The sequence below is a fragment of the Achromobacter sp. ESBL13 genome, assembly GCF_036668755.1.
Classification (GTDB): Bacteria; Pseudomonadota; Gammaproteobacteria; order Burkholderiales; family Burkholderiaceae_B; genus Achromobacter.
Genome location: NZ_JAZEVT010000002.1, coordinates 1,052,544 through 1,076,213, shown reverse-complemented (window position 1 = coordinate 1,076,213; position 23,670 = coordinate 1,052,544). Strand labels below are relative to the sequence as shown.

Annotated in this window: 17 protein-coding genes; 11 read left to right on the top strand and 6 right to left on the bottom strand. The window is 66.2% G+C overall.

Annotated elements, in window-relative coordinates; genetic code table 11:
• Position 1: 1 nt before the first annotated feature.
• The 5 genes from V6F88_RS13735 to V6F88_RS13715 form a co-directional block, all read right to left on the bottom strand.
• Entirely contained in the window at positions 2-868 is an 867-nt protein-coding gene (locus tag V6F88_RS13735; RefSeq protein WP_332610106.1) for an N-acyl homoserine lactonase family protein, read from the bottom strand.
• 423 nt (positions 869-1,291) lie between these two features.
• Positions 1,292-3,295, bottom strand: coding sequence for an aconitase family protein (locus tag V6F88_RS13730; protein ID WP_332610105.1), 2,004 nt, complete (start codon positions 3,293-3,295; stop codon positions 1,292-1,294).
• Between the two features lie 23 nt (positions 3,296-3,318).
• Complete coding sequence (locus tag V6F88_RS13725; RefSeq protein WP_332610103.1) at positions 3,319-4,296, bottom strand: Bug family tripartite tricarboxylate transporter substrate binding protein; 978 nt, start codon at positions 4,294-4,296, stop codon at positions 3,319-3,321.
• 153 nt (positions 4,297-4,449) lie between these two features.
• Positions 4,450-5,352: a LysR substrate-binding domain-containing protein gene (locus V6F88_RS13720; protein ID WP_332610101.1), complete on the bottom strand. Its 903-nt coding sequence runs from the start codon at positions 5,350-5,352 to the stop codon at positions 4,450-4,452.
• Between the two features lie 177 nt (positions 5,353-5,529).
• Positions 5,530-9,084: an indolepyruvate ferredoxin oxidoreductase family protein gene (locus tag V6F88_RS13715; protein ID WP_332610099.1), complete on the bottom strand. Its 3,555-nt coding sequence runs from the start codon at positions 9,082-9,084 to the stop codon at positions 5,530-5,532.
• Between the two features lie 109 nt (positions 9,085-9,193).
• Between V6F88_RS13715 and V6F88_RS13710 the strand changes: the two genes are divergently transcribed.
• Positions 9,194-10,099: a LysR substrate-binding domain-containing protein gene (locus V6F88_RS13710; RefSeq protein WP_332610097.1), complete on the top strand. Its 906-nt coding sequence runs from the start codon at positions 9,194-9,196 to the stop codon at positions 10,097-10,099.
• 19 nt (positions 10,100-10,118) lie between these two features.
• Here the strand turns inward: V6F88_RS13710 and V6F88_RS13705 are convergent, their stop codons facing one another.
• Entirely contained in the window at positions 10,119-11,027 is a 909-nt protein-coding gene (locus V6F88_RS13705) for a LysR family transcriptional regulator (RefSeq protein ID WP_332610095.1), read from the bottom strand.
• Positions 11,028-11,147: 120 nt separating this feature from the next.
• Between V6F88_RS13705 and V6F88_RS13700 the strand changes: the two genes are divergently transcribed.
• The 10 genes from V6F88_RS13700 (at position 11,148) to acnD (ending at position 23,651) form a co-directional block, all read left to right on the top strand.
• Positions 11,148-11,741 carry an amino acid synthesis family protein gene (locus V6F88_RS13700; RefSeq protein ID WP_332610094.1) on the top strand — a complete coding sequence of 198 codons (594 nt, stop codon included), beginning with the start codon at positions 11,148-11,150 and terminating at the stop codon, positions 11,739-11,741.
• Positions 11,738-12,610: an alpha/beta fold hydrolase gene (locus tag V6F88_RS13695; RefSeq protein WP_332610093.1), complete on the top strand. Its 873-nt coding sequence runs from the start codon at positions 11,738-11,740 to the stop codon at positions 12,608-12,610. Before V6F88_RS13700 ends, V6F88_RS13695 begins: the two co-directional genes overlap by 4 nt.
• A 126-nt stretch (positions 12,611-12,736) precedes the next feature.
• Complete coding sequence (locus V6F88_RS13690; protein WP_332610091.1) at positions 12,737-13,732, top strand: Bug family tripartite tricarboxylate transporter substrate binding protein; 996 nt, start codon at positions 12,737-12,739, stop codon at positions 13,730-13,732.
• Positions 13,733-13,868: 136 nt separating this feature from the next.
• Positions 13,869-14,723, top strand: coding sequence for a hypothetical protein (locus V6F88_RS13685; RefSeq protein ID WP_332610089.1), 855 nt, complete (start codon positions 13,869-13,871; stop codon positions 14,721-14,723).
• A 189-nt stretch (positions 14,724-14,912) separates the two neighbouring features.
• On the top strand, positions 14,913-15,197 hold the full coding sequence (locus V6F88_RS13680; protein ID WP_332610088.1) for a hypothetical protein: 285 nt from the start codon (positions 14,913-14,915) through the stop codon (positions 15,195-15,197).
• Positions 15,194-15,796, top strand: coding sequence for a hypothetical protein (locus V6F88_RS13675; RefSeq protein WP_332610086.1), 603 nt, complete (start codon positions 15,194-15,196; stop codon positions 15,794-15,796). Before V6F88_RS13680 ends, V6F88_RS13675 begins: the two co-directional genes overlap by 4 nt.
• 214 nt (positions 15,797-16,010) lie before the next feature.
• Positions 16,011-17,909 carry a sigma-54-dependent Fis family transcriptional regulator gene (locus V6F88_RS13670; protein WP_332610084.1) on the top strand — a complete coding sequence of 633 codons (1,899 nt, stop codon included), beginning with the start codon at positions 16,011-16,013 and terminating at the stop codon, positions 17,907-17,909.
• Between the two features lie 446 nt (positions 17,910-18,355).
• Positions 18,356-20,158, top strand: a complete 1,803-nt coding sequence (locus V6F88_RS13665; protein ID WP_332610083.1) for an NAD(P)/FAD-dependent oxidoreductase — start codon at positions 18,356-18,358, stop codon at positions 20,156-20,158.
• 164 nt (positions 20,159-20,322) lie between these two features.
• Positions 20,323-21,033 (top strand): GntR family transcriptional regulator, encoded by a 711-nt coding sequence (locus tag V6F88_RS13660; protein ID WP_332610082.1) that lies wholly within the window; start codon positions 20,323-20,325, stop codon positions 21,031-21,033.
• A complete protein-coding gene (gene acnD / locus V6F88_RS13655; RefSeq protein ID WP_332610080.1) occupies positions 21,033-23,651 on the top strand; it encodes a Fe/S-dependent 2-methylisocitrate dehydratase AcnD in 2,619 nt (872 codons plus the stop codon). Before V6F88_RS13660 ends, acnD begins: the two co-directional genes overlap by 1 nt.
• Positions 23,652-23,670 lie beyond the last annotated feature (19 nt).

Here is a 23,670-nt window from a genome sequence, read left to right as displayed (position 1 = left end):
GTCAGTCAAAGACCTTGGTCTTGGCGTTTTGGGCGTGCTGCTCGGCGTCGTGGCTGTACCAGAGCTGGCCCTGGCGCGCATCGCGGATCTGCTTGAGCCGGTCGATGGCCTGCATGGACGCCGCGGTGTTCCAGGTGATGCCCGGGATGACGCCCGCCTCATTCTCGGCGGTGTAGATGGCGTCGGCCGCCAGCAGCACGGTGCCGGTGTTCTTCAGCTTGACCTGCAAGGACTGGTGGCCTTGCGTGTGGCCCTTGGTGTCCAGCAGCACGATGGTGCCGTCGCCGAACAGGTCGAAGTCGCCTTCCACCTGGATGAAGTCGTAGTCGCGCGTGGTGTCGAAGTCTTTCATGACATAGGCGGCGCGCTGGAATTTCTCGGGCCACCAGGCGGCGCGCAGTTCGGCCTTTTGCACGACGTGCTTGGCCTTGGGAAACATCTTGATGTTGCCGGCGTGGTCCAGGTGGAAGTGCGAATACACCACGTACTTCACGTCGCTGACGTCAAAGCCGGCGGCCTTGAGCTGGCGGTCGACGACTTCGTCGCGGCCCTGGATGGAATTGAACGCGCCGCACAGGCCCTGCCCCCAATAGTTGGCGCAGTTGCCGTCGGCGGTGGCCTGGTTCATGCCGGTGTCGAACAGCACCAGCCCGCGCGGGTGCTCGATGACATAGGCGGGCACCGGGATCTTGATCTTGGTGCCCACGTCGACCATGGCGGTCATGAAGCCCTTGTCCAGTTCGATCTTGCCGACCGACAGCTGCATCAGCTTGATGTCGGGCGGCGCGTCGGCGGCCTGCGCGCCCGCCCCCGCCAACACCGCCACCATGCCCACCGCCCCTGCGAACTTCTTCCAGCTCTTGCTCATTGTCGTCTCCTCGGACCCACGGGTAACCGCCGCCGGAGGGCGACGGTCGATAGCAAGCCACCCGGTGTGTCCCGGGTTTTCTTTCGATAGGGTTCTGCTGTGCGGGGGAATGGCGCGGCGGATCGGTTCGCCGGCCCGGACGGCATCTGACGGCCGTTTTCTCTGTTGCGCACTCTGACGCAGCGCCGGGAGGCTGCCAATTAAGGATTTATTAAGCTGGGCTTCACGGCGGCCGAAGTGGTGACAACCCTAGGCCCGAGGCGATGTCGCCATCGACCCAGGGCGGCTACAGGCAGACGGCTATCGGCAGATGGCGGCGGATGTGGGCGGACCGATGGGGCGGACCGATGGGGCGGACCGATGGCGCGGACCGATGGCGCGGCGATGCGGCGATGCGGCGATGCGGCGGTGCGACCGGGGCGATCAGCCCGCGTGACGCGCCTGCAATTCCGCGAACGATATCAGGGTGCCCGCCAATGCGCTGGCCATCACGGTGGGTGGGCTGGCCAGCCATACGCTGCCGGGGCCCGACCGGCCGGGAAAGTTGCGGTTGATGGCGCTGACCGTTACCTGCCCGGGGTCGGTGGATGAACCCGGCCCGCAGTTGGCGCAGGCGCCGCATGAGGGTTGCAGGATGCGGGCGCCCACGGCGGCGAAGGTGCGGTCGTAGCCCCGCGCCACGCAGTAGTCGCGCACGGCCGTGGTGCCGTATTGCAGATACAGCGTCACGCCGTCGGGCAGGCGCAGGCCACGATCCACCGCCCAGGCCAGCACCTGGTGATAGGCGTCGAAGTCCTCACGCTTGCCGGCCGTGCACGAACCGCCGTAGGCGATGTCGATGCGCGGCCGCATGGCCAAGGTGGACAGGGCCACGCCGTTACCCGGGTCGCCCGGCGCCGCCACCATCGGCGACAGCTGCGTACAGTCCACGCGCAAGCGGCCGGCGTACGCGGCATCGGGGTCGCTGTGCATCCACGGCTGGATGGTCACGTCCACGCCACGGCGTTCGCGCAGAAAGCGCACCGTCTCGGCATCCGGGGCGACGATACCCGTCAGGCCGCCCAGTTCGGCAGTCATGTTCGTCAAGGTGGCGCGTTCGTCGATGGACAGCGCGGCGACGGCATCACCGGTGAATTCAAACACCTTGCCCACGCCCGCGCCCGAGCGGATGTCGGGCAAGGCCAGCAGGTGCAGCACCACGTCCTTGGCCGTGACGCCCGGCGGCAAGGCGCCCGCCAGCTCCACGCGCAGCGACGCGGGCAAGGTAAGCCGCACGGCGCCCGTGACGAACGCGTTGGCCATGTCGGTAGTGCCCACGCCAAAGGCCACGCAGCCCAGCGCCCCGCTGTGCGGCGTATGCGAATCGGTGCCCACCACCACTTGGCCCGGAAGCGCGTAGTGTTCGGCCATCATCGCGTGCGAAATGCCGGCGACGTTGCCACCGGCATCGCGCGCGGCCTGGGCTTCGGTCAGGGTGCGGTGATGCCGCAAGCCGTAGGCGTCGACAAAATCACGTTGCGCCTGGCACATGACGCGCACATTGGGCACGATGCCGGCCTTGACGTGATTGGGGCTTTCATCGACATACGACGTGTGGTCTTCGAACACCACGATGCGCGCGGCGTCCACCAGCCGCAGCGGGTGTCCGAAGCGGGCGTGCAGCATGTGCGCGGCCATGCCTGTGTAGTACTCGTGAATGAAGCGCCAGTCGGCGCGAAGAAACACGCCCGCGCCTTGCCTTGCATTGGCGGCCGTGACCGGCGTGGACAGTATGTGGCGCTGGATGATTTTCTCGAACAACGTGCAGGGCGCGGCGGCTGGCGGATGCGCCGGCTTCTCATCTGCCGTGGCGACGTCTTGCAGATGCGCCTGCCCGAACGCCAGCAGGCCACCCGCGCGCACGATGGCGGCGGCCAGGTCGTCGCGCCCCGCCACGATCTCGTCCACCGTGATGGATTCGCCCCGTTCCAGGCGCGCGACCAGGCCCAGGTCGGTGCTGGTGTACAGCCCGATGTTGTCGGCGTTCTGACGGTAGATGCGTTCAAAGCTCTCGGCGATAACGAGCCGCACGCCCGCCGATTTTTCCGCCATGGGGCTGTGTTCGCGCGACGATCCCTTGCCATAGCGCTTGCCCGCCACCACCACATTGATGCCCGCGCGCTTGATCGCATCGACGCCGATGGGTTGCGCGTCCGCAACCCGCAGACCGGTGTAGGGATAGCGCCCCAGCTTGTCGTCAAAGTGCGTCAGGATGGGCACTGGCGTGATCTCGTCGGTGGAAATATCATCGCGCAGCGGCGCGGCCGATGACGCGGCTACCGCCGCCCCTTGCAACTGCGCGGCGATACAGGCCGCGTCTTGCGACAGAAACAACAGGCGGGGCGCCGCGTCCAGCACGCGAGGCATTGTGGGAGGTACAACCGTCATGGCAATTTGTAGATATCCAAAGGTTATTCAGCCATCACCGCGGCGGCCTTGACCAGCGCCTGGCTCTTGGTGATTTCCGCGTTCAGCGTCTGCACCGCCTGCTCGGTGGTGCTGCCCTGCGACACAAAGCCCTGGGGCGTCAGGGTTTTCAGCACGGCCGGATCGGCCATGGTGCGCTGCGTGGCCGCTTGCAGGGCGCGCACGATGTCGCCGGGCAACCGGGCCGGGCCGATCAGTGAAATCCACGCATCGTAGGCGTACCCCTTCACGCCGGATTCATCCAGCGTGGGCACATCCGGCAACGCCGCCACACGCTCGGGCGTGCTGACGGCCAGCGCGTGCAGCTTGCCGGCCTGCACCTGTGCCAGCACCGACGGCACGGCAAGGAACGCCACCTGTATCTGCCCCGACATCACATCCGTGATCAGCGCATTGCCGCCCCGATACGGGATGTGCATCATATTCACGCCCGCCTTGGACTTGAGCAGTTCGCCCGCCAGATGCAGCACGCTGCCATTGCCCGATGACCCATAGTTGATCTTGCCCGGCTGCGCGCGCGCGGCGGCCAGCAGGTCGCCCACGCTGCGATACGGCGAATTCTCGGCCACGACCATGACGAGCGGCGTGGTGCCGATGACCGATATCGGCGTGATGTCCTTGACCGAGTCGTACGGCATGCTCTTGTACAGGCTGGGGTTGATGGCGTGGTTGGACGACACGATGGCCAGCGTGTAGCCGTCCGGCTTGGCGGCCACCAGTTGCCTAGTGCCGGGTATGCCCGCCGCGCCCGCCAGGTTTTCCACAATCAGCGGCTGCGCCAGGGTCTTGCCCAGGTTCTCGGCCACCACGCGCGCGACCACGTCGGCGGTGGAACCGGGCGAGGTCGGCACGATCAGGCGGATGGGGTGGTCGGGATAGCCGGGCGCTTGCGCGTGGGCCGTGGGCAACGCGGCGCTGAACGCCAGCGCACAGGTCGCCAGGAATCGAGTGGTGGGGGTCATGATGTCTCCGTATCGTCGCAGCGGGGTCTGATTGCCCCGGCTTGGGTCCCACGCCCGATGTCACGTCAAGGGCGCGGTTTGACTATAAGGAGCGCGTGGCGATTGCCGAAGTGTCGTCTGGGCAGGCCAGCCATCGCAAACCGAGATGCCGGGTCAGGCTTGCTGCGCCAGGAACTTGACCAGTGTTGCGGCGGTGGCCGACAGCTGCTGTTCACCGGGAAAAACGATGCACAGCTGGCGCCGCGCCCACTCGTCGGACAGCGGCCGTACCACCACATCCAGCGACTGAAGATAGAGTTCGGCCACTTGCTGCGGCATCACGGCAATGCCCAGGCCGGCATGCGTCATGCGGCATAGCGCGTCCAGGCTGGCCACGCGGATCTTCACGGCCAGCGTCGCGCCGATTGCGCGCGCCTGCGCCGCCAGCAATTGGGTCAGCGCGCTGTGTTCCCCCAGGCCCACGAAGGTTTCGCCCGCGATGTCCTGCAAGCTGAGCTGCCGCGCGCCGGCGCGGGGATGCTGCGACGGCAGCATCACCGCCAACCGGTCGCGACGGTACGGCAACTGTTCCAGCCCTTCGGCCCCCGCCACGCGGTTGCAGATGCCGAAGTCGAAGGCGCGTTCGCGTACCAGGCGCAGCACGTCGGGGCTGTGCTGCTCTTCCAGGTCGATGTCCACTTCGGGAAACAGGCGCTGAAACGCCGCCACGTCTTCAGGCAAAAACTGCACGATGGCCGACAGGTTGGCCACCACGCGCACGCTGCCTTTCACGCCCGCATAAAAGCGCGACAGCTCGGCGCCCATGGACTCGACGTTGCCGATGATCTGTTGCGCGTAACGCAGCACCGTCTGTCCCGCCGGGGTGATCGACACGCCGCGCGTATGACGCTCGATCAGCGGCAGGCCGATCAGCGATTCCAGATCGGCAATGCGGCGGCTGACCGCCGAGGGCGCGATGAATTCGCGTTCGGCCGCCCGCGCAATGCTGTTCTCCTGGCACACGGCCACGAACAGGCGAAGCGAGGTCAGGTCAAGTTTGCGTAGCAGGTTTTCCATGGCCGAACGGCGGGCGAAAAGCGAAGGCGAACGCGGCGGGCGATCCGCGTTGATGGGGGATCGTACACCAGCCGCTCCCCCGCCTTTGGCGGTGCAAGCATGGCCGCACGGCGCCCCCCACGCGGCGGCCCCGGCCAGGGCCAGGGCCGCCCAAGCGCGGCCTGCCGGCCGGCGCGGCTACGCCGCCAGCGATCCCGCTTCCGGATGGCGATAACGTTTCAGCAAACCGGCCTGCCGCTCGCGTGCCGCCGCCACGCTTTTCTCCTTGACGTGCCCGTAGCCACGGATCGAATCCGGCAGCATCGCCAGGTCCAGCGCGGCATCGCGATTGGCGGACGTCAGCGTGCGCGAGAACTCGTCGGCCAGCGCCAGGTAGTCCGTCGCCAGCTGGCGTTCCATGCGGCGCTCTTCGGTCTTGCCGAACACGTCCAGCCACGATCCCCGCACGCGCTTCATCGGCGCCAGCAACTTGAAAGCCCAGCCCATCCACGCGCCGAACGCACGCTTTTGCAGACGGCCCTGCGCGTCGCGGCGCGCGAAGGCCGGTGGCGCCAGGTAGTAGCGCACGCGATAGTCCCGGCCCGGCTCGCCTTCAAACTGCGCTTGCAGCTTGGCCTTGAACGCCGGGTCGGTGTATAGACGCGCCACTTCGTACTCGTCCTTGTAGGTCATCAGCTTGGCCAGGTTTGCCGCCACCGCGCGCGTCACCTCCCCGCGCTGCCCGCCGGGCAATGCCGCTTCGCGCGCACGCACCGCCTCTAGCGCCGCCAGATACCGCGCGGCATAGGCCTCGTCCTGGTACGCGCGCACATGCGCGGCCAGGCGCTGTATCAGGCCGTCCAGCGACTCGGGCAGCGCCACCACTTGCGCCGCCCTGGCCGGCCGCAGCGCGTCGACCCCCTGATGCGCCGCCCGGCGGCCCAGCTCGAAAGCGGCCAGGTTCTTTTGCACCGACACACCGTTGATCTCGATGGCGCGGCGCAGGCTGTCGCGGCTTAGCGGCAGCCCGCCGCGTTGCCACGCGTAGCCCAGCAGCAAAGGGTTGGCGTAGATCGTGTCGCCCAGCAGCGCCTCGGCCAGCGGCCCGGCTTCGATGAAGTCGCAATTGCCGCCCGTGCTTTTCGCCACCGCGGCTTCGGCTTGCGCACCGGGAAAGCGCCACGACGGTTGCGACAGAAACGCAGCCGTGGGCGCGGCGGCGCTGTTGACCACGGCGCGCCCGCGATCCGGGCGCAGGCGGGACAGCACCTCGGGCGATGCCGACACCAAGGCATCGCAGCCGATGACCAGGTCCGCTTCGCCCAGCGCCACGCGGGTGGCGTGCAGGTCTTGCGGCCCGTTAGCCAACTGCACATGGCTAAGCACCGCCCCGCCCTTTTGCGCCAGGCCGGCCATGTCCAGCACCGTCACGCCCTTGCCCTCGATGTGGGCCGCCGCGCCCAGCAGCGCCCCCACCGTCACTACGCCCGTGCCACCCACGCCCGCGACCACCACGCGAAACGCGGCGCCCGGCGCGATGTGCGCGGGGTCCGGCAACGGAATATCGGGCGCGGTATCCGGCAAGGCCGATGCTCCGCCCGCCACGACGGGCTTGCGCAGCATCGCGCCTTCAGCCGTCACGAAGCTGGGGCAAAAGCCTTCCACGCAGGAAAAGTCTTTGTTGCACGAAGACTGGTTGATGCGCCGCTTGGTGCCCATGGGCGTGTCCAGGGGCTCGACGGACAGGCAGTTGGATTTGACCGAGCAGTCGCCACAGCCTTCGCACACGGCATCGTTGATGAAAGCGCGGCGCAGGGGGTCGGGATAGTCGCCCCGCTTCCTGCGGCGACGCTTCTCGGTGGCGCAGGTCTGGTCGTAGATCAGCACCGTGGTGCCGACGATATCGCGCAGCGCGCGCTGCACGTCATCCAGCGCCTTGCGGTGGTGCACTTCGACGGACGCGGGCAGCGCGGCGGCACCGGTGTATTTATCGGGCTCGTCGGTGACCACCACCGTCTTGACCACGCCTTCGGCCTGCATCTGCGCCGCAATCCGCGGCACCGTCAGCACGCCGTCCACGGGCTGCCCGCCCGTCATGGCGACAGCGTCGTTGAACAGGATCTTGTAGGTGATGGAAGCTCGCGCCGCCACCGCCGCGCGAATCGCCAGCAGCCCGGAATGAAAGTAGGTGCCGTCGCCCAGGTTGGCGAAGATGTGGCGTTCGCTGGTGAAATCCTTCTGCCCCAGCCACGCCACGCCTTCGCCGCCCATCTGGCTGAAGGTGTCGGTATTGCGGTCCATCCACATCGCCATGTAGTGGCAGCCGATGCCCGCCACGGCGCGCGAGCCTTCCGGCACGCGCGTGGACGTATTGTGCGGACAGCCGGAACAGAACCACGGTTTGCGTTCTTCCACCAGCGTGGGGCGGGCGGCCTCGCGTTCCTTGGCGTCGATCACGGCAAGGCGCGCCGCGATGCGCGCCCGCAATGCGTCAGACAGGTCGGCTCTGTCCAGGCGCGCGGCGATGGCGCGCGCGATCAGCGCGGGCGACAGCTCATAGCGCGCGGGCAGCAGCCAGTTGCCACGCGGGGATGACCATTCGCCGCCGCCGTGTTCGCGTTCGTCGAACTTGCCGAACACGCGCGGGCGTACGTCGTCGCGCCAGTTGTACAACTCTTCTTTCAGTGCGTATTCCAGAATCTGGCGCTTTTCCTCGACCACCAGGATTTCCTTCAAGCCGGTCGCGAATGCGCGCGCATCGCTGGCATCCAGCGGCCAGATGCAGCCCACCTTCAGCACCCGGATGCCGGCTTCCTGACAGGCGGCGTCGTCCAGCCCCAGGTCGTTAAGCGCCTGGCGCACATCCAGATAGGCCTTGCCCGCCGTCATGATGCCGAAGTGCGCGCGCGGGGAATCGATCACCACGTGGTTCAGCTTGTTGGCCCGCACGTAGGCCAGCGCGGCATACCACTTGTGGTCCAGCAGGCGCGCCTCTTGCGCCAGCGGCGAGTCCGGCCAGCGGATGTTCAGCCCGCCTTCGGGCAGCGCGTCTTGCGGCAGGACGATCCGCACGCGGTCGGGGTTGACGTCCACCGACGCGCTGGATTCCACCACGTCGGTCACGCATTTCATGGCCACCCACAAGCCCGTATAGCGGCTCATCGCCCAACCGTGCAGGCCGTAGTCCAGGTACTCCTGCACGTTGGACGGGTACAGCACGGGGATGCCGCTGGCGATCAGGACGTGTTCAGACTGATGCGCCACCGACGAGGACTTGGCCGCATGGTCATCGCCCGCCAGCATCAGCACGCCGCCGTGCGCGGCGGAGCCGGCCGAATTGGCATGTTTCAGCACGTCCACCGACCGGTCCACGCCCGGCCCCTTGCCGTACCACATGCCAAATACGCCGTCGCGCGTGGCGCCCGGAAACAGGTTGACCTGCTGCGTGCCCCAGACGGCGGTGGCGGCCAGATCTTCGTTCACGCCCGGCTGGAACACCACATCGTGCGCGGCCAGGTGTTGCTTGGCCTTCCACAGCGCCTGGTCCAGGCCGCCCAGCGGCGAGCCCCGGTAGCCGGAGATATAGCCGGCGGTGTTCAGGCCCGCCTGCTGGTCGCGCTGCTTTTGCATCAAGGGCAGGCGCACCAGCGCCTGGGTGCCGCTGAGATAGACGCGGCCGGTGTCCTGCGTGTACTTGTCTTGTAGCGACAGGCCATGGGTCTCGGCCGCGCCCGGGGGTAAGGGGGCATTCACGCGTTTGTCTCCTGCGGATGGCGGGGTTTTTTCAGTGTTTTCCGCAGTGTAGGAAGCGCGCTGGCTATCGTATATTCATAGTTTCAGGTAGCAGGTATTCGAAAAACAGATGGCAAACGATGTCACCCTGCGGCAGTTGCGGTACTTTGCGGCGGCCGCCCGCAGCGGCCGGTTTTCCAGGGCGGCCACCGACGAACACGTGTCGCAATCAGCCGTCACGAATGCGGTTCTTGCGCTGGAGGCGCAGTTGGGCGTGCGTCTGTTCGACCGCCACCCGCACGGGGTGACGCTGACGCCGGAAGGCCACAACTTTCATCGGCGCACGCAAGACATCCTGGATTCCCTGGATGACGCCATCCGCGAACCCGGCTTTCAGCGTTATGCCCTGCGCGGCTCGGTGCGCATCGCCGCGTCATACACGGTGCTGGGTTACTTCCTGCCCGACCTGCTTGCCCGCTTTCGCCGCCGCTATCCCGATGTGACGCTGGACCTGGTGGACATGGACCGCCCGGATATCGAGGCTGCCGTGGCCGGCGGCGATGTCGAGTTGGGCATTGCGCTGCTGTCCAACGTGGACAAGCGCGATCGCTTTGCGCATCAGGTGCTGGTGCGGTCGCGGCGGCAGCTGTGGACGGCGTCGGGCCACCCCCTGCTGAATGCGTCGGCGCCGTCGCTGGCGGACATCGCCCGCTACCCCTACATCCTGCTGGAAGTGGACGAGGGTGAAAGGTCCACGCTGGGCTATTGGCGCACGCATGGCCTGACGCCCGACATCGCGCTGCGCACGCGGTCGATGGAGGCGCTGCGCGGGCTGGTCGCACACGGGTTCGGCGTGACCGTGCTGTCGGACATGGTGTATCGACCGTGGTCGCTGGAAGGCCGCAAGATCGAAGCGGTGCCCATCACCGACGCCGTGCCGCCCATGGAAGCCGGCCTGCTCTGGCACCCGCGCGCGGCCATGGCCAAGCCCGCCACCGCGTTTCGACAATTCATGATGGTGGCCTGCGGCGTCTGAGCGCCGTGCCGTCGGCCGGCTACACCAGCGCTGCACCCTTGCGGCGCGTGAACTGCGCCAGCGACCGCAAGGCCAGCGCATGCATGGCCGCCACCGAGGGCAACAAGGTTTCTTCCCTGCGGGTCAGCACACCCACGATGCGCTCGACCGTCGGCTCGCACAGCGGCACGAACGCCAAGCCGCTACTGACGGACGGTCGCGCCAGCACCGGCAGCACCGTCACGCCCAGCCCGCTGATTACGCTGGCCAGCAACGACGCGCGGTTCGACACCACCATGGCCGGGTCATCGATGGCGCCGCCCAGTTGCCGGTTCTTGAGCGTGTCGAAGGTGGCGTTGCCGATCAGGCGTTCACCCTCCAGCGCCGCCCACGGCACGGCCCCGCGCCGCCGCGCCAGCGGATGCGATTTGCGGCACACCAGCCCGAAGGCATCTCGCGCCACCGGGGTGAACGCCACCTCGGCCGTGCGCGGTACCTGGCCGGCAACGCCCACCTGCACCTCGCCGGTCAGCACCAGCCGGTGCACGTCCTGTGACGATTCATCCACGGCGCGGATGCGGATATCGGGGTGGCTGCGCGCGTAGCGTTCCAGCAGGCGTGGCAACCATTCATCGGCCAGCGACGGCATCACCGCCAGCGACACCGGCCCCGTATTGCCCATGCCCAACTGCCGCGCCGCATCCAGCACGCGGTCATGCGTGGCCAGCAATTCGCGCAGCAGGGGCGCCACCGCCAGGCCTAGTGGCGTCAGTTGGGCCCGCTTGCCGGCTTCGAACAGCGGCGCGCCCAATTGCTGTTCCAGGTCCTGCATGGCGGCGGACACGGCGGCCTGCGAGCGGTGCGTGCCCTCGGCCGCCAGCCGGAAGCTGCCATGGTCGGCCGCCAACAGGAATTGGCGCAGGTGCTGAATCTTCAGGGGTGTGGGCATGGCGGGTGTGGGTTGACTTCAGGTTTTCCGAAATTAACTTGAGTTAATTTGGATTGTCAAAATTCCGCCCTGGCTTGAACAATAGGTCCATCGTCAGCCCTTATGCATTGGAGCAATCGAATGGCCCTGCAAGTCCGAAAGATCATCAGCTACGTGGAAAAGACCTGCATCGAAGGCGGCAAGCCGGCCGAGCGGCCGCTGGTCATGATCGTGGCGGCCGCCGTGATCAGCAACCCCTGGGCGGGCCTGCCGTTCCAGGAAGACCTGCGCCCGCGGATTCTGGAAAACGCGCCGCCGCTGGGCGAACTGCTGGTGGCCGAAATACTGCGGCAAGCGGGGTCGGCCGACCAGATCGAAGCCTATGGCAAGGCGGCGGTGGTGGGCACGTCAGGCGAAGTCGAACACGCGTCCGCGCTGATACACACGCTGCGCTTTGGCAACGCCTATCGCAACGCGGTGGGCGGCACCAGCTACCTGGCCTTCACCAACACGCGCGGCGGCCCGGGTTGCGTGATTTCCGTGCCATTGATGCACAAGGAAGACGAAGGCTTGCGTTCGCACTACCTGACCGTGCAAACCAACATCAACGACGCCCCCGCCCCCGACGAAATCGTCATTGCCCTGGGCGCGGCAACGTCCGGCCGGCCGCACCACCGCATCGGCAACCGCTATTCCGATTTGCAGGAACTGGCGCAAGAGGCGCAAACGAAATGAGCACGCCACGTCGACGATCCGGCCGTGGCGCGCCGCTGGTGCTGCTGCACGGCGTGGGGCTGGACCACACGCTTTGGGACGATCTGGCGCCACAGCTGGAAGCCCGCTTTGACGTGCTGCGTTACGACTTGCTGGGCCATGGCGCGGCGCCCGGCATCCAGGGCGCCGCCAACATCGCACAATTTATCGCGCAGCTGGATGCCGAGCTGGATGCGGCGGGCTGGGGCGAAGCCAACGTGCTGGGCTATTCCATGGGCGGCCTGATCGCGGGCGCCTACGCCGCCGCCCGGCCTGAACGCGTAACCCGGCTGGTGCTGCTCAGCACGGTGTTCCAGCGCACGCCCGACGAGGTGCGGGCCGTGCAGGCGCGCCTGGTGGCCGCTGCCACACAGGACGTGGCGGCGTCGGCGGCGGTGTCGTTGCAACGCTGGTTCACGCCCGCGTTCGAAGCTGCCCGCCCAGAGCGCGTCGCCGCCATCGGCCATCGCTTGATAAAAAACAACCGCGCCAACTTCCTGGTGGCCTATCGTCTGTTTGCGCATGGCGACCCGCTGCTGACGCAAGCCGCGCCCGATATTGCCTGCCCCACGCTGGTGATGACGGGCAGTGATGACGTCGGGTCCACGCCCCGCATGTCGCGCGCGCTGGCACGGGCGCTGCCCGACGCGCGAGTGCGCGTGCTGGACGGGCAACGGCATATGCTGCCGGTGGAAGCGCCCGAGGCGCTGGCCTCGGCGTTGCACGGCTTTTTATTGCCGGGGGGGCAATCGGATGCACCACTGGACGGTATGCCCGACCGGGCGAATGACCCGGCGGCCCAGCCATTGCGCAGCCCGTCATCAAGCCCGTTTCCTGGCCATAGGATGTAGAAAGCCCAAGCCCAACGCCGTCCGCCACGCCCACACCACCGACCACGCAGACCCGCGCTGAATCGCCCGCCCGACAGAGGCGATCGGCCAACGCTCTGAAGACGGAGCGCAGATGGAGACAAATGCATGAATCGCAGAACCGTTTTGAAGCACCTTGCCCTGGGCGCAACGACGCCGCTGGCCGCATCGTTGGGCTTGTCGTTGGGCTTGTCGCTAAGCCGGAATGCCGCCGCGCGCGAGGCGCCACTGCGCGTCATCGTGCCGTTTCCACCGGGCGGCGGCACCGATGTGCTGGGCCGCGTCATTGCCGCCACGCTGGAAGGCGCGCTGGACCGCCCCGTGGTCGTCGAAAACAAGCCCGGCGCCAGCGGCATGCTGGGCGCCGACTACACCGCCAATGGCGCCAAGGACGGCAGCGTACTGCTGTTTGCCGGGCTGGTGCCCTCCGTGCGCTACTACGCGCGTCCGCCTGAAGAGGTGCTCAAGCAGCTGGCGCCCGTCTGCCCCATCGCACGTTCTCCCTACATGGTGGCCGTCAATGCCGACCTGCCCGCCAAGACACTGGCGGACCTGGTGGCCCAGGCCAAGCGCGATCCCAAGGGCTTGACGTTCGGGTCGCCCGGCAACGCCACGCCGCAACACCTGGCGACCGAACTGCTGCAAGCGGCGTGCGGGATCGACATGCTGCATGTGCCGTATCGCGGCACGGGCCCAATGATGACGGACCTGCTGGGCGGCCAGATCCAGTTGGTGGTTGCCACGGTGGCCGCCGTTGAGCCGTATATGAAGGGCGGACGGCTGCGCGTGCTGGCCGTTACCAGCCGTGAGCGGCTGGCGAAATATCCCGACATTCCCACGGTTGCGGAAAGCGGCTACGCCGGGTTCGACGCGCAGATCCAGTTCGGCACGTATTGCGCGGCCGGCACGCCCGACGCGGTGATTGCCGCGTTGAACCAGGGCATCAACCGCGGACTGCAAACCGAGGCCGTAAGCGGCAAGCTGGCCGAACAGGGCTTTGCCCCCACAGGCGGTACACCCGCGCAGTTGCAACAGTCGCTGCTGGCCGAGATCCGCAACGTGGCTGGCCTGGTGCAGGCGGGCAAGGTCCGCGTGGACCTGTAGCGATTGTTTCCGCGCCGGTGCAATCGGCAGAGTTCGGGCTGACCTGTAGCGATCTGTAGCGGGCGGTAGCGAAGGGGCGCGCCACGAACCAGTGGCGTGATTAGAATTCGGACTTCCTCCATTCCGCCCGCCCGCCATGTTCCGTCCCCATTCGCGCCTGCCCGCCGCCCTGCTTCTGTCCGCCGTGGTGGCCTGCGGCGCCGCGCAAGCCGCCAGCGGACCTTGCCCGCAGGCGGCCGGCATCGTGCGAACGGTCTACAGCAATACCGACACGCCGGACGCCCAAGGCCGCATCCGCTTGAAGGAAGGGCACGCCATCGTCACGCTTTCCGACGCGGACGTGGGCGCGCCGTTTGCCGTGGCATGCAAGGCATGGCCCGCCAATCCGGACCTGTTGCTGGTGGCGGTGCCGCTGATGCAGGACACCCCCGACCCCGAGAACGGCCACGTCGGCGATCTGGACGTGCTGGTGCTGGACAAGCAAACGTTGCAAGTGCGCCAACGGCGGCGGCTGGTGGGCCTGATGTCGGACGATGCGGTGCGCATCGCCGGGCTGGCGTTCGACACCGCTCGCTACGACGTGGCAACCGACAAGCGCGCGTTCGGCATCCGCATCGAACGCGAAGGGGCATCGCGCGCCAACCCGTTCGATGAAACCAGCTTGCGGTTATTCACCGTGCACGACAACGAGTTGCGCCTGGTGCTGGACGGCATGTCCGTCAACCGCTCGTCGGGCGTGTGGGACACCACGTGCGCGGGCGAATTTTCGGAAAGCGCCGTCAGCCTGGCAATAGGCGACACGCAACGCCGCGGCTACCGTGACCTGATCGCCACCGAATCCCACTCGACCAGCCGCGCTTCGGCGCAGCAAGGCGACTGCAAGGAAAAGACCGTCAAGCAAGGCAAGACCCGCCACACGCTGAAATTCGACGGCAAGCGCTACCGCATCCCGGCCGCGCTACGGTCCATGGATCGCGACAGCGCTGGATAAGCCAGATTTGCCGCGGCGCGATTGACAACCCAGCAGGCGGCAACAGCGCCGGTGGCCGGCCACACCGCTATCAGGCCGGCCCGCTTGATCCCCGCCCCGCTTCGGCGTTCGCATATTTCCAAGTTGTCCCCTTCAGTATTCTTAGTCGTCCTATAGCCGTACGCTGACCCGCTGTCCAAGATGTGCCGCATGACGCACTCAATGGGGGGCATCGTGAGTCACAAGCATGACTTCCGATTCAGCTTTGGCATCGTAGGCGGCATGGATTTTGACGTCGTCGAGTTCACGCTGGACGAGGGCTTCGGCGATCTGAATGATGCGGCAGGGTTAGCAGCCGATGTTCTGAACGTGACATTACAGATCAACAGAGCGGCGTTGCACTTAAACAATAGGGTCAAGTATTTCTCTAACGCATATCAGGCCGTATCAGACGACATCCTGGTGACCCTACCGGAGGGGAGCATTCGGCCATGATCGTGAAGATGGTGTTGATCCCGCTTTTCATAGTCGGCAACGTTTTCTTGTCCTGCGCCTACGCGACGGGTTCGAAGATCTTTTACGACCTGTCGTCGGCTTGCGGATACACCGTCGAATCCGATAGGCCACTGTCCAGTCACTTGCACGATTGCTCGATGCTGTATGAAGACCCCGTAAATAGCCCCTTCTTCTACGGAGGCATAGTCTCCTTTAAAGCGCGCGATCTTCCCTTTACCCAATTGGAGTTTCTGAAATTTGCGGACGGTCAATTAACCTCGTCAAGGCGCGACTATTACGATGCCGCCCGGGACACACGGCAGCGGATCCTTGCCAGGCATCGCTATTCATTCCCGAAAAGCAACGATAGGGACGCCACCATCATCACGCGGCTCGAAGTTCAATATCTGCGCGAAACACCAGACTCGTTGGAAATAATGCCAACCAAAGAACGATACGATTGTTGGGACGGGGTCGCGCTCGGCAAAACTTGGGCCGTGCAGTATTCGCTCTGCTCATTGGTGAGCCACCACAAAGACCCGCTTTTCTCACGTGCGCGCTGGCAGTACCAAGTAATAAAAAGCCTCAACATCCGCTGACCCCCCAGCCGTGACTGCCCTAGATTTTCAAGCGGGCGTCGAACCAAAGCCGGACCCGCCGCACGCTGTCGCTTGGCCGCAAGCCCTGCGCTCCACGCCCCCCGCCGCCAACCAAGCCCCCCCACCGCTGGATAACCACCATTTACAAGCCGATTCGTCTCTGTGCATGCTGCCGTGTTGATCCGGCACAGATCGGGCGCAACCTGGAGACGACATGCCTAGTCAGGAATCCCCGCATACCGCCCACATTCGCGAGATCGAACAGGTGGGCCAAGGCCGGCCTACGCAGCGCGACGCGCATGTGGTGCGTAGTTGGCTGCGCTGCCTGGATCAGTACCAGCTCGATCCGGCGCAGGCTTGTGAAGCCTATATCGTGCCGGATGGCCGGTTGCGAGAACATCGGCAGCAATCCGAAGCGTTGATCCGCATTGCGCGCAGCGGGCTGGACCATCTGTTCCGGCAGGTGGCGGGACAAAACTATGTGTTGTTGCTGGCCGACCGGCAAGGCGTCACCGTGGAATTCCTGGGAGACCCCGCACAGACATCCAAGCTGCGCAAGGCGGGCCTGTACCTGGGGTCGGAATGGTCCGAACCGCGCGCCGGCACCTGCGCGGTGGGCGCCTGCCTGGAGACGGGCGAGGCGCTGACCATCCACCAGACCGACCACTTCGACAATACGCACACGCCGCTGTCCTGCACCGCCGCGCCCATCTATAACGCCGACGGGGAACTGGCCGCCGTGCTGGATATTTCCCTGCTGAGTTCGCCCAGCCTGAAGACCAGCCAGAACCTGGCGCTGCATCTGGTCAACAGCACGACGCGCCGCATTGAACTGGCCAACCTGATGGCGCGCACGCGCAACGAATGGGTGCTGCGCTTTGCGCGGTCTCCTGAGTTTTTGGACGTGGACCCGGAAGCGGCCATCTCGCTGGACGGCGCGGGCCGCATCCTGGGCATGACGCATTCGGGCGCCAAGCTGCTGGCGCGGGCGGCCGGGCTGGACTGGCGCCAACCGGCCGGGCTGATCGGACTGCCCGTCACGCGTTTTTTCGACGTGCAGTTGGACGATCTGCCGCGGTACACGCGCGGCCATGCGCCCCAAGACCGCCTGATCGTGGCGCGCGACGGCAACGCCCTGTTCGCCCACGCTATCGAACCGAACCGCAGCACGCGCGGCGCCACCGTGGCCGTGCGCGGCACGCCATCCGCACTGCGCGGGCTGGACGGCGGAGACGCCAGGATGGCGGCGTTGCAGAGCCGCGCCGCCAAGCTTGCGCGGCAAGGCCTGCCTATCCTGCTGCAAGGGGAAACGGGGGTGGGCAAGGAATATCTGGCGCGCGCGATTCACGAAGACAGCCGGCGGCCGGGCCGCTTCGTGGCGGTGAACTGCGCGGCCATTCCCGAATCCTTGATTGAAAGCGAGCTGTTCGGCTACCTGCCGGGCGCTTACACCGGCGCCGCGCCCAAGGGCCGCAAGGGGCTGATCGAAGAGGCGGACGGCGGCACGCTGTTTCTGGACGAAATCGGTGATATGCCGCTGGCGCTGCAAAGCCGGCTGCTGCGCGTGCTGGCGGAATCCGAAGTCACGCCCATCGGCGCCAATGCGCCGCGCGCGCTGCGTCTGGCGTTGGTGTCGGCCTCGCACCGCGACCTGGGCGCGCTGGTGCGCGAGGGGCGTTTTCGCGAAGACCTTTACTACCGCATCAACGCCGCCACGCTGACCGTTCCGGCGCTGCGCGAACGCCAGGATCTGGACTGGCTGATCGCGCGCATGCTGGCGCGTCACCAGGATGAGTCGGGTGCGCCCGTCCTGTCGCCTGGCGCCTTGCTGGCGTTGAAGGCGCACACCTGGCCCGGCAATATTCGCGAACTGGCCAACGTGATCGCCGTGGCCGCCGCACTGTGCGAACACGGCGTCATCGAACCGGGCGACCTGCCCGACGCACTGGCCCCGGGCGGCGTGGCGGTGACGGCCGAGGAAGCGGCGCTGCGGTCCACGCTGGCCAGTTGCGCGGGCAATGTTTCCGAAGCCGCGCGGCGCCTGGGCCTGGACCGTTCCACGGTGCACCGCCAGATGCGCCGCTACGGATTGGGGCCGAGCCGGCGACGCTAGGTTTTTCCGCCAGGCGGTTCCCGCCCCTTTCAGCCTCCACCGCTTTCTGCCCCCGCCGCTTTCTGCCCCCGCCGCTTTCTGCCCCCGCCACTTTCTGCCTCCGCCACTTTCTGCCCCCGCCACTTTCTGCCCCCGGCGCACCGCACAGCCGCACCCCAAACAGTCGCCCCCCGCAGTCGCCCCCACAGGCGCGCCGCACAGTTGCACCACAGTCGCACCACAGTCGCACCACCACCGCGCCACACTGCCGCGCCACAGGTGTGGCGCCGCGCCACGCCGGATTGGTGCGGCGGGCTCTGCGCCACGGGGCTGCCGCGCTCAACACAAGCTGGCACGACATTTGCATGAAGAAGCTCAGGCAGCCACTGGCCGGTACAGGCCGGGGCGGCTTGCGGACGCATGCGTCCGCCCCCCAACCACGCCCACCATGGGCAAGGAGACAAGCTATGCAGACCGCCCCCGCCGACGCCGCTTTGGACGCCGTGCTTGCCCGTCTGAACACCGCGCTGGGAAACAAGGACATGGCCGCCATCGCCGACCTGTTCCAGGAAGAATGCTATTGGCGCGACTTGGTGCTGTTCAGCTGGAACCTGCGTACGTTCGAAGGCCATGCACAGATTCGCGACATGCTGACCCAACAACTGTCTCAAGTCGAACCGGTGCGCTTCACGCGCGACGAACGTGAAGCGACGACCGACGACGACGGCCTCTTGCAGGGCTGGCTGCACATCGATACGAACCTGGCGCGCGGCTACGGCCACATCCGCGTGAAGGAAGGCAAGATCTGGACCCTGCTGACCACCATGTCCGAGCTCAAGGGCCACGAGGAACCCAGCGGCACGCGCCGCCCCATGGGCGCCGAACACGGCAGCCGCCGCGAACGCCAGACCTGGCTGGAAAAGCGTGAGCAGGAAGCCGCCGAACTCGGCTACAAGACTCAGCCCTATGTGCTGATCATCGGCGGCGGGCAAGGCGGCATCGCGCTGGGCGCGCGGCTGCGTCAACTGGACGTGCCCACCATCATCATCGAAAAGAACGAGCGCGCGGGCGACAGCTGGAGAAAGCGCTACAAATCGCTGTGCCTGCACGACCCGGTCTGGTACGACCACCTGCCCTACATCCCCTTTCCGGAAAACTGGCCCGTGTTCGCGCCGAAAGACAAGGTCGGCGACTGGCTGGAGATGTACACGAAGGTGATGGAGCTTAATTACTGGACGTCCAGCGTCTGCGAATCTGCGCGCTATGACAAGGCGAAAAAGGAATGGGAAGTCACCGTGCTGCGCGACGGCCAACCCGTGATGCTGCGGCCCAAGCAGCTGGTGCTGGCCACCGGCATGTCCGGCAAGCCCAACGTGCCGCGCTTTCCCGGGCAGGACGAGTTTCAGGGCGAACAACAGCATTCGTCCCAGCATCCCGGCCCCGACGCCTATCGGGGCAAGAACGTGGTGGTGGTCGGCGCCAACAATTCCGCGCATGACATCTGCGCGGCGTTGTGGGAAGGCGGCGCCAATGTGACGATGGTGCAGCGTTCGTCCACGCACATCGTGCGGTCGGACACGTTGATGGACATCGGCCTGGGCGGCCTGTATTCCGAAAAGGCGCTGGCCAGCGGCATGACCACACGCAAGGCCGACCTGACGTTTGCGTCGCTGCCGTACAAGATCATGGCGCAGTTTCAGATCCCGCTTTACAACCAGATGCGCGAACGCGATGCCGAGTTCTACAGCAAGCTGGAGAAGGCCGGCTTCATGCTGGACTGGGGTGACGACGGCTCGGGCCTCTTCATGAAATACCTGCGTCGCGGCTCGGGCTATTACATCGACGTGGGCGCCTGCGACCTGATCATCGACGGCAGCGTGAAGCTGCAATCCAATACCGACGTCAGCCACCTGGCGCGCGATGCCGTCGTATTGAAAAACGGCGTGACCTTGCCGGCGGACCTGGTCGTCTATGCCACCGGCTACGGCTCCATGAACGGCTGGGCCGCCGACCTGATCAGCCCGGAAGTTGCCGACAAGGTAGGCAAGTGCTGGGGCCTGGGGTCGGACACCACCAAGGACCCCGGCCCGTGGGAAGGCGAACAGCGCAACATGTGGAAGCCGACGCAGCAGGACGGGCTGTGGTTCCATGGCGGCAACCTGCATCAGTCGCGGCACTATTCGCAGTATCTGTCGCTGCAACTGAAGGCGCGCCACGTGGGCTTGCCGGTGCAGGTGTACGGCATGCAGACGGTGCACCACAGGCGCTAGCCCGGCGTCCATGGGCCCGGCGCAAGCGGTTTCCGGTCGCTTGCGCCCTGCGCGCCCCGCAGCTTGCGCCCCGCCTCGCTGCGGGGTAAATTGTTGACAATTCAGCGTTCACATCACGCTTTAGCCCGATATTCTCCCCGTAATTCGGACGTATTGTTGACACCATGAGCAAAGTGCTAACGCTGCCAGGGGCGGCGCCTGGGGACGGCGAGACGCTGTCGGATCACATTTTCAAGAAGATCCAGGCGGCCATCGTCAAGGGCGAGATCGCCCCGGGCAGCAAGATTTCCGAACCCGAACTTGCGCGCATCCACGGCGTCAGCCGTGGGCCGCTGCGCGAAGCGCTGCATCGCCTGGAAGGCCAGAAGCTGCTGGTGCGCGTGCCGCATGCGGGCGCGCGGGTAGTGTCCTTGTCGCAGCAGGAATTGTCCGAGCTTTATGAGATTCGCGAATCGCTGGAAGGCACCGCATGCAGGCTGGCCGCCGAGCGCATGCCGCCGTCTGAAATCTCCGAGCTGCGCGAGGTGCTGCACGCCCACGAACGCGATGCCGCCTTTCAGGCCGGCGTGGGCTACTACCAGCAGGAAGGCGATTACGATTTCCACTACCGCATCGTCAAGGGCAGCGGCAACCAGATGCTGTTTCGCATGCTGTGCGACGAGCTTTACCAACTGGCGCGCATGTACCGCATCCAGTACTCGACAACGCCCAACCGCCCCCGGCAGGCCTACGCCGAACACCACCGCATTCTTGACGCCATCGCCGACCGCGACGGCGAGCTGGCTGAAATCCTGATGCGCCGCCATATCCGCGCGTCACGTATCAACATCGAACAACAGATCGCGCAAAGCACGCTGACGCGCACGGAGGCATGATGAACCACTCGTACCGCAAGACCCTGCCCGGCACCCGCCTGGATTATTTCGATGCGCGCGCCGCCGTCGAAGCCATCGCGCCCGGCGCCTACGCCGGCCTGCCCTACACGTCGCGCGTACTGGCTGAAAACCTGGTGCGCCGCTGTGACCCGGCGATGTTGACGGATGCATTGAAGCAGCTGATCGAGCGGCGCCGCGACCTGGACTTTCCGTGGTTTCCCGCGCGTGTGGTGTGCCATGACATCCTGGGCCAGACCGCGCTGGTGGACCTGGCGGGCCTGCGCGACGCCATCGCCGAGAAAGGCGGCGACCCGGCCAAGGTCAACCCGGTGGTGCCGGTGCAACTGATCGTGGACCATTCGCTGGCGGTGGAATTCGACGGTACCGACCCCGATGCCTTCGCGCGCAATCGCGCGGTGGAAGACCGCCGCAACGAAGACCGCTTCCATTTCATCGACTGGACCAAGCAGGCTTTTCGCAATATCGAAGTGGTGCCCCCGGGCAACGGCATCATGCACCAGATCAACCTGGAACGGATGTCGCCCGTGATCTACACGCAGGACGGCGTGGCGTTTCCCGATACGCTGGTGGGCACCGACAGCCACACGCCGCACGTGGACGCGCTGGGTGTGATCGCCATCGGCGTGGGCGGGCTGGAAGCCGAAAACGTGATGCTGGGACGCGCGTCGTGGATGCGCCTGCCGGACATCATCGGCGTGGAACTTACCGGCCGCGCGCAGCCGGGCATTACCGCCACCGACGTGGTGCTGACGCTGACGGAATTCCTGCGTAAAGAGAAGGTGGTGGGCGCGTATCTGGAATTCTTCGGTACGGGCGCCGCCAGCCTGACCTTGGGCGACCGCGCCACCATTTCGAACATGGCGCCCGAGTACGGCGCCACCGCCGCCATGTTCTCGATTGACCAGCAGACCATCGACTACCTGCGCCTGACCGGCCGCGAAGACGAACAGATTGCGCTGGTGGAAACCTATGCCAAGACGGCCGGCCTGTGGTCCGACAGCCTGGAGACCGCCGAATACGAACGCGTGCTGCGCTTTGACCTGTCGACGGTCGTGCGCACGCTGGCCGGCCCGTCCAACCCGCACCGTCGCCTGCCCGTCTCGGACCTGGCCGATCGTGGTATTTCCGGTGTGGTCGAAAACGAACCGGGCTTGATGCCCGACGGCGCCGTCATCATTGCCGCCATCACCAGCTGCACCAACACCAGCAACCCGCGCAACGTGATTGCCGCCGGCCTGTTGGCACGCAACGCGCGCCGCGCCGGCCTTGCCCGCAAGCCCTGGGTGAAGAGCTCGCTGGCACCCGGCTCCAAGGCCGTGCAGCTGTACCTGGAAGAAGCCGGGCTGTTGCCCGATCTGGAAGCGCTGGGCTTTGGCGTCGTCGCCTTCGCCTGTACTACGTGCAACGGCATGTCGGGCGCGTTGGACCCCGTCATCCAGCAGGAAATCATCGACCGCGACCTGTATTCCACCGCCGTGCTGTCCGGCAACCGCAACTTCGACGGCCGCATCCATCCCTACGCCAAGCAAGCCTTCCTGGCGTCACCGCCGCTGGTGGTGGCCTATGCCATTGCCGGCACCATCCGCTTTGATATCGAACGCGATGTGCTGGGCATGGATGGCAACGGCAAGGAGATCCGCCTGAAAGACATCTGGCCCAGCGATGAAGAGATCGACGCCATGGTCAAGACGGCGGTCAAGCCAGAGCAGTTTCGCAAGGTGTACGCGCCGATGTTCGGCATCCAGGAAGACCGCAAAGCAGGCGTCAGCCCCTTGTACGACTGGCGCCCGCAAAGCACTTACATTCGCCGTCCGCCGTACTGGGAAGGCGCGCTGGCCGGCGAGCGCACGCTGCGCGGCATGCTGCCGCTGGCGGTGCTGGGCGACAACATCACCACCGACCACCTGTCGCCGTCCAACGCCATCCTGATGGACAGCGCGGCCGGCGAATATCTGCACAAGATGGGCCTGCCCGAAGAGGACTTTAACTCTTACGCCACCCATCGCGGCGACCACCTGACCGCGCAGCGCGCCACCTTCGCCAACCCCAAGCTCTTTAACGAGATGGTGACCAACGAAGACGGCACGGTGAAGCAAGGGTCGCTGGCGCGCGTGGAGCCGGAAGGCCGCGAGATGCGCATGTGGGAAGCCATCGAAACGTACATGCATCGCAAGCAACCGCTGATCATCGTGGCGGGCGCCGACTACGGGCAGGGTTCGTCGCGCGACTGGGCGGCCAAGGGCGTGCGGCTGGCGGGCGTGGAAGCCATCGTGGCCGAAGGCTTTGAACGGATCCACCGCACCAACCTGATCGGCATGGGCGTCTTGCCGCTGGAATTCAAGCCGGGCGTCAACCGCAAGACCTTGGCGCTGGACGGCACCGAAAGCTATGACGTGATCGGCGAACGCCAACCGCGGGCGGACCTGACGCTGGTGATTCATCGCCGCGATGGCCAGACCGTGCAGGTGCCGGTGACGTGCCGTCTGGACACGGCGGAAGAAGTGTCCATCTACGAAGCCGGCGGCGTGCTGCAACGCTTTGCGCAGGACTTCCTGGAAGCGGAATCCGTTGCGGGCGAAACCAAGAAGGCCGGCTGAACCGGGCTGCGCACCGCCG

Coding starts and splice junctions, on each gene's coding strand:
- V6F88_RS13735 (WP_332610106.1), bottom strand. CDS start 868: ATGAGCAAGAGCTGGAAGAAGTTCGCAGGGGCGGTGGGCATGGTGGCG.
- V6F88_RS13730 (WP_332610105.1), bottom strand. CDS start 3,295: ATGACGGTTGTACCTCCCACAATGCCTCGCGTGCTGGACGCGGCGCCC.
- V6F88_RS13725 (WP_332610103.1), bottom strand. CDS start 4,296: ATGACCCCCACCACTCGATTCCTGGCGACCTGTGCGCTGGCGTTCAGC.
- V6F88_RS13720 (WP_332610101.1), bottom strand. CDS start 5,352: ATGGAAAACCTGCTACGCAAACTTGACCTGACCTCGCTTCGCCTGTTC.
- V6F88_RS13710 (WP_332610097.1), top strand. CDS start 9,194: ATGGCAAACGATGTCACCCTGCGGCAGTTGCGGTACTTTGCGGCGGCC.
- V6F88_RS13705 (WP_332610095.1), bottom strand. CDS start 11,027: ATGCCCACACCCCTGAAGATTCAGCACCTGCGCCAATTCCTGTTGGCG.
- V6F88_RS13700 (WP_332610094.1), top strand. CDS start 11,148: ATGGCCCTGCAAGTCCGAAAGATCATCAGCTACGTGGAAAAGACCTGC.
- V6F88_RS13695 (WP_332610093.1), top strand. CDS start 11,738: ATGAGCACGCCACGTCGACGATCCGGCCGTGGCGCGCCGCTGGTGCTG.
- V6F88_RS13690 (WP_332610091.1), top strand. CDS start 12,737: ATGAATCGCAGAACCGTTTTGAAGCACCTTGCCCTGGGCGCAACGACG.
- V6F88_RS13685 (WP_332610089.1), top strand. CDS start 13,869: ATGTTCCGTCCCCATTCGCGCCTGCCCGCCGCCCTGCTTCTGTCCGCC.
- V6F88_RS13680 (WP_332610088.1), top strand. CDS start 14,913: ATGACGCACTCAATGGGGGGCATCGTGAGTCACAAGCATGACTTCCGA.
- V6F88_RS13675 (WP_332610086.1), top strand. CDS start 15,194: ATGATCGTGAAGATGGTGTTGATCCCGCTTTTCATAGTCGGCAACGTT.
- V6F88_RS13670 (WP_332610084.1), top strand. CDS start 16,011: ATGCCTAGTCAGGAATCCCCGCATACCGCCCACATTCGCGAGATCGAA.
- V6F88_RS13665 (WP_332610083.1), top strand. CDS start 18,356: ATGCAGACCGCCCCCGCCGACGCCGCTTTGGACGCCGTGCTTGCCCGT.
- V6F88_RS13660 (WP_332610082.1), top strand. CDS start 20,323: ATGAGCAAAGTGCTAACGCTGCCAGGGGCGGCGCCTGGGGACGGCGAG.
- acnD (WP_332610080.1), top strand. CDS start 21,033: ATGAACCACTCGTACCGCAAGACCCTGCCCGGCACCCGCCTGGATTAT.